Source organism: Vibrio sp. 10N.222.55.C7 (assembly GCF_041473335.1).
GTDB lineage: Bacteria > Pseudomonadota > Gammaproteobacteria > Enterobacterales > Vibrionaceae > Vibrio > Vibrio crassostreae_C.
The window spans coordinates 1-14,397 of record NZ_JBFRSC010000057.1; the positions used below are offsets into that span (position 1 = coordinate 1).

14 protein-coding genes are annotated in these 14,397 nt (G+C 45.4%); 6 read left to right on the plus strand and 8 right to left on the minus strand.

Features of this window, described 5'->3' with window-relative positions; all coding sequences use genetic code 11:
- The first annotated feature begins 26 nt into the window (after positions 1-26).
- Entirely contained in the window at positions 27-206 is a 180-nt protein-coding gene (locus tag AB4482_RS19300; protein WP_372181455.1) for a phosphonate metabolism protein, read from the plus strand.
- 141 nt (positions 207-347) lie between these two features.
- Here the strand turns inward: AB4482_RS19300 and AB4482_RS19305 are convergent, their stop codons facing one another.
- Positions 348-1,682 (minus strand): MATE family efflux transporter, encoded by a 1,335-nt coding sequence (locus tag AB4482_RS19305; RefSeq protein ID WP_102321071.1) that lies wholly within the window; start codon positions 1,680-1,682, stop codon positions 348-350.
- A gap of 262 nt (positions 1,683-1,944) precedes the next feature.
- Positions 1,945-2,919, minus strand: coding sequence for an AraC family transcriptional regulator (locus AB4482_RS19310; protein WP_017071579.1), 975 nt, complete (start codon positions 2,917-2,919; stop codon positions 1,945-1,947).
- A 92-nt stretch (positions 2,920-3,011) separates the two neighbouring features.
- Between AB4482_RS19310 and AB4482_RS19315 the strand changes: the two genes are divergently transcribed.
- Together AB4482_RS19315 and AB4482_RS19320 are read left to right on the plus strand one after the other, a co-directional pair.
- Positions 3,012-4,367 carry a serine hydrolase gene (locus AB4482_RS19315; protein WP_108202781.1) on the plus strand — a complete coding sequence of 452 codons (1,356 nt, stop codon included), beginning with the start codon at positions 3,012-3,014 and terminating at the stop codon, positions 4,365-4,367.
- A gap of 20 nt (positions 4,368-4,387) precedes the next feature.
- The gene (locus tag AB4482_RS19320; RefSeq protein WP_372181441.1) at positions 4,388-5,224 is read left to right on the plus strand and encodes a hypothetical protein; all 837 of its coding nucleotides are present in this window, start codon (positions 4,388-4,390) and stop codon (positions 5,222-5,224) included.
- A 95-nt stretch (positions 5,225-5,319) separates the two neighbouring features.
- Here AB4482_RS19320 and ppsA read toward each other — a convergent pair whose 3' ends face one another.
- Positions 5,320-7,692, minus strand: a complete 2,373-nt coding sequence (gene ppsA / locus AB4482_RS19325; protein WP_372181442.1) for a phosphoenolpyruvate synthase — start codon at positions 7,690-7,692, stop codon at positions 5,320-5,322.
- A 178-nt stretch (positions 7,693-7,870) separates the two neighbouring features.
- Here ppsA and AB4482_RS19330 point away from each other — a divergent pair, with 178 nt between their 5' ends.
- Entirely contained in the window at positions 7,871-8,704 is an 834-nt protein-coding gene (locus AB4482_RS19330) for a pyruvate, water dikinase regulatory protein (RefSeq protein WP_017060559.1), read from the plus strand.
- Between the two features lie 159 nt (positions 8,705-8,863).
- Here AB4482_RS19330 and grxB read toward each other — a convergent pair whose 3' ends face one another.
- From grxB to AB4482_RS19345, 3 genes are all read right to left on the minus strand, one after another.
- Positions 8,864-9,496: a glutaredoxin 2 gene (gene grxB / locus AB4482_RS19335; RefSeq protein WP_102394180.1), complete on the minus strand. Its 633-nt coding sequence runs from the start codon at positions 9,494-9,496 to the stop codon at positions 8,864-8,866.
- 347 nt (positions 9,497-9,843) lie between these two features.
- A complete protein-coding gene (locus tag AB4482_RS19340) occupies positions 9,844-10,002 on the minus strand; it encodes a hypothetical protein (protein WP_004733064.1) in 159 nt (52 codons plus the stop codon).
- Between the two features lie 164 nt (positions 10,003-10,166).
- Complete coding sequence (locus tag AB4482_RS19345; RefSeq protein ID WP_017060561.1) at positions 10,167-11,147, minus strand: Gfo/Idh/MocA family protein; 981 nt, start codon at positions 11,145-11,147, stop codon at positions 10,167-10,169.
- 219 nt (positions 11,148-11,366) lie between these two features.
- On the opposite strand from AB4482_RS19345, the gene AB4482_RS19350 reads away from it, so the two are divergent.
- Positions 11,367-11,849 (plus strand): GNAT family N-acetyltransferase, encoded by a 483-nt coding sequence (locus AB4482_RS19350; protein WP_017064907.1) that lies wholly within the window; start codon positions 11,367-11,369, stop codon positions 11,847-11,849.
- 2 nt (positions 11,850-11,851) lie between these two features.
- The gene (locus AB4482_RS19355; protein ID WP_017067270.1) at positions 11,852-12,625 is read left to right on the plus strand and encodes a murein L,D-transpeptidase family protein; all 774 of its coding nucleotides are present in this window, start codon (positions 11,852-11,854) and stop codon (positions 12,623-12,625) included.
- A gap of 105 nt (positions 12,626-12,730) precedes the next feature.
- Here the strand turns inward: AB4482_RS19355 and AB4482_RS19360 are convergent, their stop codons facing one another.
- Together AB4482_RS19360 and AB4482_RS19365 are read right to left on the minus strand one after the other, a co-directional pair.
- Positions 12,731-13,468 (minus strand): sulfite exporter TauE/SafE family protein, encoded by a 738-nt coding sequence (locus tag AB4482_RS19360; protein WP_372181444.1) that lies wholly within the window; start codon positions 13,466-13,468, stop codon positions 12,731-12,733.
- Positions 13,469-13,628: 160 nt separating this feature from the next.
- Positions 13,629-14,348 (minus strand): glycerophosphodiester phosphodiesterase family protein, encoded by a 720-nt coding sequence (locus tag AB4482_RS19365; RefSeq protein ID WP_102398602.1) that lies wholly within the window; start codon positions 14,346-14,348, stop codon positions 13,629-13,631.
- Positions 14,349-14,397 lie beyond the last annotated feature (49 nt).

The window sequence follows — 14,397 nt, forward strand, 5'->3', positions numbered from 1 at the left end:
TTTACTTTAATTGGTATAACTCATTTATGTTGATTGTTTTCGTTGGCAACCGCTGCTTAAGGCGTACCGCCATACTCGATTGCGTTTGGCTACTGCGTCCTCGGTTTGATGCTCCTAGCTATGCCGGGCGATTAGAAAGCTTTGAATGGTGGCATTGGGATGATGAAACACTAGCAGAAATATTGCCACCATTCCAAAAAGATTGAGGTGAGTTTTTGGCTTACTTTGAGCAAGTCTAACCCCAATATATTTTAAGTCTGAAACTAAAAAAGCAGCCTAAGTGGCTGCTTTTTCGTTTAATAACTTTATAGCGGTTTAGCTGGCAAGCCGTTTAGTTCGCTAACTGATTAATTAGAAAGCTTAGCCTCGACTTGCCCAAGTGCGCGTTGGTACATAAACCAAGCACATGTACCGGCAAGCACATTACCCACCATGGCACCCCAGAACAGGCCTTCAATACCAGCAAGCTGCGAACCAATCCACAAGCAAGGCAAGAAGAAGGCGAACAGGCGCAGTGCTGATATCGTTAAGGCAGTATAAGACTTACCAAGCGCATTCGAGATAGAAACCATCAGCATACAGATACCCAACGGCCCTAAACTGATAGGAACGATAAGTAAGTGGTAGTTCAAAATGGTCGAGACTTCGTCTTCGCTGGTCATGAGATTTGCCAACCCGCCAGAGAACACCCAAGTTACCAGTGCGATCACCAATTGGAATCCTAATACAAACATCACGGCAATCTTCACAAGACTACGTATGTTCCCTAGGTTCTTTTCTCCCAACATTCGGCCAATCATAGGTGGCATCGACATAGTCAGAGCAAGCACTGCAACAATCGAAAAGAACTCAAAACGTGAACCTAGCGCCCAAGCTGCAACGGCTGCTGTGCCGTAGCCTGCAAGCAGTTTGGTGGCGAGCATCGAAGAGACTGGTGGCAGTAGCTGACTGATCATCGCAGGCCCCATGATGTTTCCTATAGAACGAATACTCTTGCCGATATCAAGATCGTGCCAGTCGAATGTCATCCAATGCTTCTTAGTTACCTTAGGAGCAACGATAAAGATACCCGCACCGAACGCCAAGATGGTCGCAATCGCGGCTCCGTTGATGCCCATGTCGAGCGTGAATATGAAAATCGGGTCCAATATCAAGTTGATGATGCTGGTCGCGATCATCATCGAACCGGGCAGCATGGTATTACCATTGGCACGACACACACTGTAGAAAAAGTAGAGCAGTGCGCCTGTCCAAGAGCTTACCAGCCAATAGATCCAGTAATAATCAATGATCGGCAGTACCGTCGGTGGTGCATCGAGGAGTTGTAAAATAGGACCACGCAACAGATAGATGATGACCGAGAACAGCGCGACACTCACACTGCCCATCGCAACGACTAATCCGCCGAGCTGTTTGGCATAGCGTATCTCGTTAGCCCCAATAGCTCTCGCGATCACAGCCGTTGTCGCGATGCCTAGTCCGACTTGAATCCCGATAATGATCATCTGAATTGGTAGCGTGAAGCCTTGAACCGCGAGCGGCAGTACGCCTAACTGGCCAATAAAAGCACTGTCTACAAGTTGGAAGCTCATCAGGGAGAGCACCCCAAACAGCATTGGCCATGTCATTGTATAGAGTTGTCGGCCAAGAGAAGGCGAGGGAGTTGCGGTCGTAGAATTCATAACACTCTTATCAGTCTTGAAGGTAGGTTTGTCGTAGTGACAATCCATTCAATGAAGAATTGCGTAAAGGATAACGTAACGTTAGCTCGATACCAATAAATGTCATTAAATCTATCGATATTACCTTTGCACAGTTTCATCGGTATGTGAGCATTGTGCAATGCAACTTTATGCGTTCGCTTATTGAAATTTAAGGTGTCGTATCTTGTTTCTGAGTTTTATATTAGCGGATTGGGTCTAAAGGTTTTCCATTCGACTATTTCTAATGTTTCGCTTTATCCCGATAACTTGGTGGCGTGACTCCAACCCAACCTTTGAATGCACGATTGAAATTACTCAAGTCGCTGTAACCCACTTGCCAACTGATGTCTTGAACAGAAAGGTTGGTCTCTTCAAGTAGCTGTTTTGCTTTAGCTTCCCGAACTTGTTCTTTGGCTTGTTTAAAGAGAATGTTTTTGCTCTTCAGGTTTCTCTGCAGCGTTCGTTTTGTCATGCCGAGCATGGTCGCAAACCACTCAATATTGAACCAAGGTAGAGTCGCATAGGTGTCTATTAATATCTCGACAGCGTGATGCCAATCTTGGGTACTATTTCGTTCTGAAATGGCACGATAATCATCGGGCAGCGGAATCGAGAACGCACCGTATTGCTCTTCAAACTGAATATCAGAATCAAAGAAATGCTTAGGTAATTTACGTGCGCTGTTGTTCTTAGAGACCAACTTGGCGTGTGATGGTTGCCAGCGACTGTCAATGAACTTACGGCATAGGCTAATCACGGTCAGGGCGCGAAACCATTCTGCTTGTTCAAAACCTGAGGTCGATGGGTGATAGCAACTTCGATGACACAGCCACCACAATCCATCGCTTTTTTCCGTCCATATGGTGACGTGATTACTTAAGGTCGATATTTCAGTAATCAAGCAGCGTACCGCTTGCTCGAGAGAAGTGCATTGTTCAATTTTTCGGTCTAGCTCAGGTGACAATTGCTCTAGAGAGGCCTTACGTCCAACCTCAATCCCTATCGAATAGCCAAACTTACGCTCAAGGCCATGAATGAAGCGAATCACGTCTTGTGTAGGAAGCCATTGATTGGATTGTGTCAGTTCAATGGGTAGACCGCACGCAACGGCGACGGTGCGCCAATCCAGTCTATGTTTGTCACAATACTGAATATATGGAGCAATGTTACTGGTCGAAGTGAGCAGTATGCTGGTGGTGTTCGATGATGCTTTCATTGTTTTGTGCCTACCATTAAATGTCATCAAGTGACCTAATTAAGTGTAGCGCATCTCCCTATACTTTTCCTAACCCAAAAAGGAGAACAATTATGAAACTTAAACACAATGCCGTTCTAGTATCGTTAGCGACCGCATCATCATTTGCTCTTGCAGCAAACCCAGTTGAAGAAGCTCTGAAAGTTGAAGGTGCTCAAGTTACCTTGACCGTGAAAGAGGCGAGCACAGCATTTACCCCAAGTTTTACTGACTCAGCTCGTGAGTTATTCAATAACTTTCATTGGCAGATGGGCGGCGACCACAGCGTTTACTACAACATGCACATGAGTGAGTTTCTACCAACGGCACTGGCGGCTCCAAACGAAGAGTACAAGCCTTTAGTCAAAAATATCGACCCACGACTCGCTGCACTGAAAGTTGATACTGAAAGCAAAGGTCAGTTGACAATGGATGAGTACTTGGCGGATGAACAGTTCCGTACCCAAGGCTTTATGTTGATTCACAAAGGGGAGATCGTTTACGAAGCTTACCCAGGTATGAAGCCGACAGATACGCACGTTTGGGCATCTACAGCAAAAACGACGGTTGGCACAGTGATCGCAATGTTAGTGGAAGAGGGCAAAGTCGACCCTGAAAAAGAGATCGCTGAGTATGTTTCTGAATTGAAAGGAACGAACTGGGATGGTATCACAGTACACCAAGTTCTGAACATGTCGACCGCTCTAGACAATGAAGAGACATTAGAGTCTATCTTGAACCCAGACTCTGATGTGGTGCGCTTCTTCGCGGCATCGTTCAACTCACCTCGTGCAAAAACGGGTGAAATGGAAACTTGGATGGAAGTGGCTCAAGGTGCACAGAAACTGGAAGGTGAACAAGCAGGTGACCACTTCCGTTATGCATCTATCAACACCATGGTGCTGACTAAGTTAGTTGAAAACGTTGAAAACAAAACTTGGACTCAAGTATTCGAAGATCGTGTTTGGTCAAAAGTGCACGCACGTCAACCAATGCAATTCAACTTGACGCCAGATGGCATGGCGATCGCGGTTGGCTTGGTTTCATCAACGGTAGAAGATATGGCTCGCTGGGGAACACTATTTACACCTAGCTGGAAAGCGGTGGCTGATGAGCCAGTGGTGTCACAAGCTGTGATTGATCGTATCCGCAACGGCGGTGATCCAAAAGCATTCGTAGGTACTAGCAAAGAGAGCAGTTCACTGCACGCATACAACGAAAAAGCAGACTACAACGCATACCAGTTTGATTTCATTTTCAACGATGGTGCGATGTCGAAAAGCGGCAACCTAGGCCAATTTATTTACATCGATCCGGCGCGTGACTTTGTGGGTGTGATGTTCTCAACCAACCCATACCACTCAGGTTTTGGTGAGAATAAAGGCCCTGCACTAATGCGTTCGGCAGCAAAACTACTTGCTGACAAGTAATCTATTTATTACCTAACAGGATGTTCCAGGCTTCAAGGAGGAAGCAAACGACTTTCGAGAGATATAATGAAAAGTTTGCTCTATTAATCCCGTTGAGTTTAGGTCTAGCCCTTCCTGCACATGCCGATTCAGATTCCGAACGTGTTATCGATCCTGCTGATGTCACTAAAGTTTATCCCCAAGCTGCATTGATGCTGAATGGTAGTTCAGATATCCAATTTCAAGGGCAAGTTTCTGGCGGTTTAGAAAACGGTCAGCAGTTTGCCCTACTGGCCGAAGGGACGTTTGTCGATGAAAGCAACACAGCGCTTCGCGATCCAGACAAATTCGGTACAGAGTACAGCAACTCTAGAATTCAGTACTTCCACGTCTTTGAAACGGGGACGAAAGCTACGCCTAAAGTGGGTCTTTCATTAGATTATATTAATACGCGCAACAGTATTAAAAATGACTTATTGTCGGTTGGCGGTGTTGTTGCGATTAATCCAGCTTATACCGGTGGATTCCTGGTATTTCCAAGAGCAGGACTGATGACTGGTAGTATGGAGATCCATGGCGTCACTTCATCTAAAGATGATTTAACGGGGTACTCGCTTGGTTTGATTACCGCGAAGCATCTCGGTGACTCTGGCGCTTATGTGTCTTTGGTTCCTGAGTGGCAAGATCTTTCTGGTGATGATATCGACATGCAAAACTTCTCATTTAAAACATCGTTAAATGTGCCGATGAACACTGCAAGAACTTGGTGGTTGAATACGCGCTATGACATTACCAAAGCGGATGTTGATGTGAAAGGTGTGTCAATGCCGAATGGTTGGCAAACCGAAGCTTGGGTTGGTGTGAGATACTACTTCTAGCGCTCTAGCCAGCTAATTTGGAAAGAACCTAAAAAAGCCAGTCAACGCGACTGGCTTTTGTCGTTAAGGTACCGCGTGAAGCGTTACTTATTTACTTATTTATTAACAACGTTACCTAGCTTCAACCACGTATCGATAACCGTATCCGGGTTTAGTGAAACAGAGCTGATGCCTTGCTCCATTAACCACTCTGCTAGGTCGTCATGGTCAGATGGGCCTTGGCCACAAATACCCACGTATTTACCCGCTTTGGTTGCCGCATCGATCGCCATTTTCAGCATTGCTTTCACGGCTGGGTTACGCTCATCGAAGAGGTGTGCCACATCGCCTGAATCTCGGTCTAGGCCAAGCGTCAGCTGTGTCATGTCGTTTGAACCGATAGAGAAGCCATCGAAGTACTTCAAGAACTCATCAGCCAAAATTGCGTTCGATGGTAGCTCACACATCATGATGACTTTCAGACCTTGGTCGCCACGGCGTAGGTCGAACTTAGCCAGAATGTCGATAACCGATGCTGCTTCGCTTGGCGTGCGAACGAATGGAATCATGATTTCAACGTTCTTAAGACCCATCTCGTTACGAACACGTTTGATCGCTTGAGTTTCTAGCTCGAAACAGTCTTCGAATACTGGTGAGATGTAACGAGATGCACCACGGAAGCCCAGCATTGGGTTCTCTTCATGTGGTTCAAATGTTTTGCCGCCTACAAGGTTGCTGTACTCATTCGACTTAAAGTCAGACATACGTACGATCACACGCTTAGGCCAGAATGCAGAAGCGATGGTCGCGATGCCCTCTGTTAATTTGCTTACGTAGAAATCGATAGGATCTTTGTAGCCACGAATACGTTCGTTGATTTCCGCTTTTAGCTCATCCGTTTGTGCATCGAAGTTAAGCAGCGCTTTAGGGTGAATACCGATCATCTTGTTGATGATGAATTCTAGACGAGCAAGGCCAACACCTTCGTTCGGGATTTGTGCAAAGTCGAAGGCACGATCTGGGTTACCCACGTTCATCATTACTTTGGTTGGTAGCATTGGTAGCTCATCAACCTCAGAACGTTTGATTTCAAAATCGAGTTCGCCGTTGTAAACGTAGCCTGTTTCGCCTTCTGAACATGACACTGTCACGGTATCGCCATCGTTTAGGCTGCTTGTTGCTGTACCACAACCAACAATCGCTGGGATACCAAGCTCGCGAGCAATGATCGCAGCGTGACAAGTACGGCCACCACGGTTAGTCACAATCGCAGACGCTTTCTTCATCACAGGTTCCCAGTCTGGGTCTGTCATGTCAGTTACCAGCACGTCGCCTTCTTGAACCAGTGACATTTGGTCTAGAGAATCAACTAAGCGAACAGGGCCAGAGCCGATACGCTGACCGATAGCGCGGCCTTCAACCAAGACATCCGCCTTATTGTTTAGCTCGTAACGCTCGATAACGTTTTGATCGCTTTGAGAACATACGGTTTCTGGGCGAGCCTGAACGATGTAAAGCTTGCCGTCGATGCCATCTTTCGCCCACTCAATGTCCATTGGACGTTGGTAGTGCTTCTCGATGATCATCGCTTGTTTTGCTAGCTCTTTGATCTCTTCATCGTTGAGTGAGAACTCGTTACGCTCTTGAGTGTCGGTGTCGATGATATCGACTTGCTTGCCGATTTCTTGATTGGTCGAGTAGATCATCTTGATCAACTTAGAACCAAACGTCTTTTTAACGATTGGGTAGTGACCCGCTTCTAACATTGGCTTGTGAACGTAGAACTCGTCTGGGTTCACTGCGCCCTGTACAACCATTTCACCCAAGCCCCAAGAAGAGGTGATGAATACCACTTGGTCGAAGCCAGACTCAGTATCAAGCGTGAACATCACACCTGAAGAGGCTTTGTCTGAGCGAACCATGCGCTGGATACCCGCAGACAATGAAATGCCACGGTGGTCAAAGCCTTGGTGTACACGGTAAGAGATAGCGCGGTCGTTAAACAGTGACGCGTAAACGTGCTTGGTTGCTTCGAGTACCGCGTCGATGCCTTTCACGTTAAGGAAGGTTTCTTGCTGTCCTGCGAATGAAGCATCTGGAAGGTCTTCTGCGGTTGCAGATGAACGCACAGCTACAGACAATTCTTCGTTGTCTTCGATTAGCTCGCGGTAGTTATCACGGATGTCTTGCTCTAGTGATTCTGGGAAGGGTGCGTCTAGAACCCATTGTCGAATCGTTGCACCTGTCTTACGCAGTGCGTCAACGTCTTCAACATCAAGTTCATCAAGTAGTTGGTGGATGCGCTCATCAAGACCTTTGTAGTCAAGAAAGTCGTTAAACGCATAAGAGGTGGTAGCAAAACCATTAGGTACAGAAACACCAGCATTGGACAGGTTAGAAACCATCTCGCCCAGTGAGGCGTTCTTACCGCCGACTTTGTCGACATCTTCCATGGATAGGCCATTGAACCATAGGGTATTATTTTGCATTTATTTCTCCAGAAACATAGCAAGCATTGTAGGGATTTAAAGGCAAACGATTACGTATCAGTTTAAAAAAATGTAAATTATTTTTTAAAGCTGTGGGGGACGTAATAGTCAGCAGGGTTTCGTTATATATATTATGGTTCCCATCCTACTCAAAATAATTTTAAACATTAAATAAAAAATGCAAATTGATATCCAAAGTCGTGATGTATTCTATGTTTCTGATGGAACGGCCATAACATGTGAGACTTTAGGGCATGTTGTTCTAGGTCAATTCCCTTTTAAAGCCAATGAAAAAACCTTTCCGTTTGTGGAAAGTGAGGACAAACTTTCTGATTTATTAAAAGAGATTGAAATTTCGTATCGTGATACCGGATTAGAACCGCTAGTGTTCTTTTCGATTGTGATACCTGATATCAAAACCAAATTGCTAGAAGCGCCCGCGCACTGTTATGACGTGTTAGAGAGCATCGTGCAGAAAGTACAGGATGACATTCAGATGGCGCCTGTTCCTAAGTTGCAGCGCTCACGCAGTGTAAACAAGGACTCGGTGAAGTATTTCGACCGTATTGCTGCGATTGAGTACACGCTCGCGCATGATGATGGCATCACGCTAAAAGGGCTGGAAGAAGCCGACATCATCTTGTTGGGTGTTTCTCGAAGTGGCAAAACACCAACAAGTTTGTATATGGCGATGCAGTTTGGCTTACGCGTAGCAAACTACCCATTTATCCACGATGACTTGGCACGCTTAAAGCTGTTGCCAGAGTTTGAGATTTACCGACATAAGCTGTTTGGTTTGACCATTGATGCAGAAAGGCTCACTGAAATTCGTGAGAACCGCTTAGCAGGCAGCGAATACGCCAGTGACTCACAATGTTTGTATGAATTGCAAACGGTAGAGGCGATGTTCCGTCGAGAAGCGATACCTTACATCAACACCTCTTCACTATCGGTTGAAGAAATTTCGACACGAATCTTGGAGCGAACAGGTTTGAGAAGGCGTCTGCTGTAAGACAAAGCCTTAGAGAAATAGAATGGCCAGATAAAAGAAAATCGAAGCTCGCAGTTTACACCTGAGAGCTTCGATTTTTTGTTTGTGCTCGTTGTAGTCGCTTGCGAGTCAGAGCTTGTTTTCTTAATCAGAGCTTGCTTTCTTAATCGAGATAGCTTTCTAGCGAAGTAAAGACAGCTTTAGCGTTTCACTTTTCTTTTCTAACCAGCGTTCAAGTGCTGGTGGCCATGTGATGCTTGGTTCTACGCAAAAGCCACGAAGCATCGAGAAATACACCGCTTGATCGACTAGAGGCAGTGATGACTCACCATTCTCTAGATCCAGTAAGAGTTCGGCATCTTTCAGTAATGGGTTAATCAGTTGAACGAACTGAGGCGTCTTTTCTAACAGTTCTTCAAAGTTAAAACCTTCGGTCTCTTTACTGGCACGCCAAGCTTCTTTGGCTCCAGCAGAGCGATATTCAGCCAAGTCGAGGTTCCACCAACGTGGGCGTCCAATCTGTTGAGTAAGAGGGAATGCGCGAGTTTGGAACACAGTCACTTGCTCAGATGGCACACGCTGCTCATCGCTTGATTTCAAGTCCATGAAGTACGCGATGATATCTAGGCTCTCTGCCATGATAGAGCCATCGTCTTTTTGTAAGACGGGTACCATCTTTTTACCGATCAGATCGATAAGGGTTTGGGCATCATCATAATCGACAGAAACAAGCTCAATGTTCAAGCCTAGCGATTGAGCAATGTAGGAGACTCTTGCACAGAAAGGGCAGTGATCGTAAATGTAAAGCTTCATAGCTTCCCTCATTCGGGTCTTTCTTAGTATAAGATGATGCTAATGTACCAGAAACTTTCGCAGACAATAAGCCTTTGTTAACAAGAACTATTCACTGCGATTAAGTGCACGGGAATATCAAGAGAACGATGAGAATAAGCACCTAGTGTAGAAACTCGTTGCCTAATTCTATTGTCAGTTGAGTGCGGTTTTATTGTAACGAGTAAGCTAATGAGAAAGCTGGTGGGTAAATGACGGGCATAAAAAAGGCTCTGGCTGCTTACTCTAATGCAGAAGAGTGAAGTCAGCCAAAGCCTCAATTTTGTTACCTTTAGTAGAGTGACTACTAAAAGGGCAGAGTGGTTAAACTATGCTTTTTTAAGATCTTGCGCTGGGTAAGTAAGCGTCATTGCGCCTTCTACCGTTGTAACGTGAACGTAGCCGCCACCAGCACTTAGGCCAGTTACTACCATTTCACCTAGTTCAACACCTTTTGTTGCTACAACGCGATCATCAACTGAAAACACTTTACACACCTTCAATAAATTAAATAAATACGATAGATATCGAACGCGGATTTAAACAGATGGGACCTCAATCAACTAATCCGGTTATTTGTCGTAAAGATTAAATTCAGTTATGTATAAATAATTATGTATTAAAAATCAGTTTGTTAACTTACGCTGTGACGTTATTTATCCGCTGGATACACTACACCAACTTGTTGGCGCATCTCTGTAATTAACTTCGCAACCGTTAAAGCGCGCAGTTGGGCCTGCGCTTGTGTTGCGTTGTCGCCAGCAATGCAGCTAGCAAAGGCCTGCGCTTCGTAACTCATGGAGTTTTCGCTTTGTGCTTGAGTAAGGTTTTCTACCGTGCCATCGCGGTAGCGGATCTTAACGTCAGTACATTCAGCGATGTGATCGATGATGATCGCCCCTAATTCACCTTGGATCTCGCTTGGCGCATAAGAGTCGCTGACTTTGGAGTGCGCAAGGGTCACATCAAACTCAGGGTATTGGAAGATCGCACAGCCATGAGCATCGACACCTGAATCAAGTAGCTTTGCAGAAGCCTGTGCGTTTTCAGGTTTGCCAAATAGCGCGACTGTCGCGGCAACACAGTAAAAGCCAATATCGACCAATGAGCCGTTAGAAAAAGCTGGGTTGAAGGTATTTGGGTTCTCGCCGTTTAGGTATTTTTGGTAGCGCGATGAATACTGGCAGTAGTTGATGTGTGCTTTATGTACCTTGCCAATCTTTTCTAACCCAAGTTGAACTTGCTTAAAGTTCGGTAGGAATTGAGATTTATACGCCTCAAACAGCACCACACCGTTTTTCTCAGCGACTTCGAACATGCGTGTTGCTTCATCAATATTTGATGCAACCGGCTTTTCACAGATAACATGCTTGCCGTGTTCCATCATGAAGATAGATTGCTCGCAATGCAGTGAGTTAGGGGAAGCGATGTACACGGCTTCTACAGTGTTGTCATTGGCCAATGCGTCGAGTGAGTCATACGTGGTTTCAACGTCAAATTCTTGGGCGAACTGTGCCGCGCTGTCTAGATTTCGAGAGTAAACCGCAGCAAGTTGCATCGATTGAGATTCGTGCGCAGCTTGAACAAACTTTTGTGTAATCCAATTGGTTCCAATTACAGCAAACTTAATCATATAGGTATCCAGTCGTTAGTCGTCGTTAGTATATTGATTCTGCAGAGATAGTAGCACTCAACGGCTGGCAATGTGCCTGAGATTTACGGAACAATTTCCCTAAACATAGTGCCTAATATTAATGTTCAGCCTTCACAGAGCGTCTGAGTTGACCAGTGTAACGGTGCACAACTAAGCCATTTTTGCTAAGGTGTTATTGAATTCAAACAAGGTGATGATATGCAAATCCGGACGGCCAAGGTAACTGATATTAACGCGATCTTAGCGCTCTCTGAGCAGATAAACCGTCAACATCATCTTGGTGCGCCTATGGTATTTGCACCAGCGTCACAAGGCTTGGCCGACAGTGAAGAGTATTGGTTAGGTTTGATGCTTGACCCACTTGGCGCTTTCTTGGTTGCAGTAGACGACAAGCAAGTCGTTGGCTTTTTAGCGGGTAAGGTAACGCAGAACAAAGGCGTCAGTTTTATTCAGCCGCACAAGGTGGCAAGGGTCAATACGATTGTGGTGAACGATCAGGTTCAGAGCAAAGGTGCTGGTCGAGCGTTAATGAAGTCTTTTAATCAATGGGCGCAGGCGAGAGGAGCGATAGAACTTAGGTTGGAGGTAATGGAGTTTAACCAACAAGCTCAGGGTTTCTATGAGTCGTTAGGAATGGAAACTCAGTCACGAACCATGTCCATGCGTTTTGAGGAGATCTAAAGGTGCGTCTGTTTCTGCCTTTATCACTGTGTTTACTGTTTGTGGCTTCGAACGCGAATGCTGAGCAAGTCGTGGTCGAGAAAATAGTCTCTGACGCGACCGCTATCGAAACCATCGTATTCGAGTCTGCACCGGCTCATTCTCAACGTGTCTCAACGTCTTCATCTAACTCAACCTCTTCCACGAGCTCAAACTCCGAGCATGTGATTATTGTGGATGATGTTCTTAACAGTAGCCCTGATGAAAAGGTAGCTCAGCTTTCTCAAGGGTCATCGAAACGTCCACCTCAAAGTTCCTCTCGACAGTTTTACAACGTACCGGATAGCGCATCTGAGATAGATTCGCTGTCGCAAGTGGTTACGTTAGTTAAAGTCGATAAATCGAAACGTAGGATGTATCTGCTAAAAGGTGAAGAGGTGATTCAGGAGTTTCGTATTGCGCTAGGCAAACAACCGAAAGGGCATAAACGCTTTGAAGGAGACAACCGAACACCGGAAGGGGAATACCAGCTCGATTATGTGATGGAAGAGTCAGACTTTTATCGTTCAGTACACATTAACTACCCGCAACCTTCGGATATGCAATGGGCGGAGCAAAATGATGTAGACCCTGGAGGGAACATCAAAATCCATGGCATCAAAAACGGCGAGCGTCGTTCGCCGAGCTTTATTCAAAGCTTTGATTGGACGGATGGCTGTATCGCGTTAACCAATCAAGATATGGATGAGTTTCTCCAACTTGTAAAAATGGGTACCCCTATCCATATTGAATGGTAGTCATAGGTACCCACTTTTCTTAATCATTTTCCGTAGTCAATTAGCGCAATCAATTCGCGAAACCAATTCGTAAAAGCAACTTCCAAACTTAACCGCTAAAGCCAGTTACAGTATGACTCGACCTGCACTGAATATTGCAATCACAATCAGCAATGCAATGGTGACTGGCTTAAACTTCGCTCCACCAAATCTTTCGAACAGTTTAGAACCCACATAACCGCCAAACATGCTGCTTGGTAGAAGCGCGAGAGTCAGCCAAACTACATCGCGGTCGACTAACCCAGCGATAGATGCCGAAACAAACGCAGTGGAATCAGCCAATACAAAGAAGGCTATCAGGCCTGCTCTGGCAATGTGCGGAGCGACTGGGCTTGCTAATGCATGAGTGCCAATTGGAGGCCCTGACATCGAAGCCGCGCCGTTCATTACACCCGCAAGGCTTCCTAGAATATAGGGAGTAAATCTAGGTTCGCTTTTGTACTGGAAACCTTTGTAGATCATAAGTGCAGACGCAAAAATGAAGGCACTTATGATCAAGATGATCGTGTCTTGGCTAACGGATTTAAGCAGAAGTAAGCCGACTGGTGTGAAGGCAAAACAAGGGATAAATACCTTTAAAACCCAGCGCCAGTTAACATGCTTTCGAACTTTAGGCAGTAATTGAACATTGCCTAGGAGATCGATCAACATGAAGACGGGAACCAGTTCGATAACAGGCTCGAATAACGCACTTAATGGCAATGCCACTAAGGTGAAACCGAAACCTGAGAAGCCACGAACAATAGCGGCGAAAATGAAGATTGCACCCAAAATTGGGAAGGTTGGACTAAAAATGAGATCCATAAATTAAGTAACCAATGAAGCTGTCTGTATAGAGCGAGCTAATGAAACCAAGTGAGTAGCGGAATGTACTCCTACTCACTTGTGTTTGCTACCTAATTTTAAGGTTTCCCGAGAGTTAATTTTAAAGTCTCTCGGGGTTGTTTTTGCGGTATTTGTTTGGTCAATTTATAGAGGTAAATTGATTCGGAAAATCAGTGAATACGGCATCTACTTTTGAGATGAATTTGAAGTGAGACGGATCGTTTACTGTGTAGCACCAAGTTTGAATGTTTGCTTCACTCAGTGTATCAAGATCGCTCTGATTCACATGCTCGTAGTTCATGTGACAGCTGAACACTTTAACCTCGTCAATCAACATCAAGTCGGCTTGAGTCAGTTGCTCGGTGATCAGACCTACGCGGTATCTCGGCAGGTGACGAGCCATTTCAGAAACGACTTGATGGCTGAAACTTGAAAGCAGCACTCTGTCGGTGTCTAGATTTGAACGAATCAACTCGGTATGCAGCAAATCAACGACATGAGGCGCTTGATGTCGACTGTCGACTTTGATCTCTAAGTTCACGCTGAGATCATGCTGTTCAGCAAGCGCGAGCAACTCTTCCAACGTCAATATTCTTTCACCAGCGAACTGCTCAGACTTCCAACTGCCAAAATCGAGCTGACGCAGTTCTGCAAGGGTGTGTTCGTCGACACGACCCTTGCCATCGCTGCAGCGCTCAAGGGTGTGGTCGTGACAAACCACAAGTTGATCATCCTGAGTTGGCTGAATATCTACTTCAATCCATTTCAAGCCGAGTTTAGCGGCTTGTTCAATGCTTGCTTTGGTATTTTCTGGGTGAGTACCTGCTACACCCCGATGACCTACGATGATAGACGACATAATTAATCCTTCTTAAAGACGCACCGTAAAAACGCATTAAATATCAGTG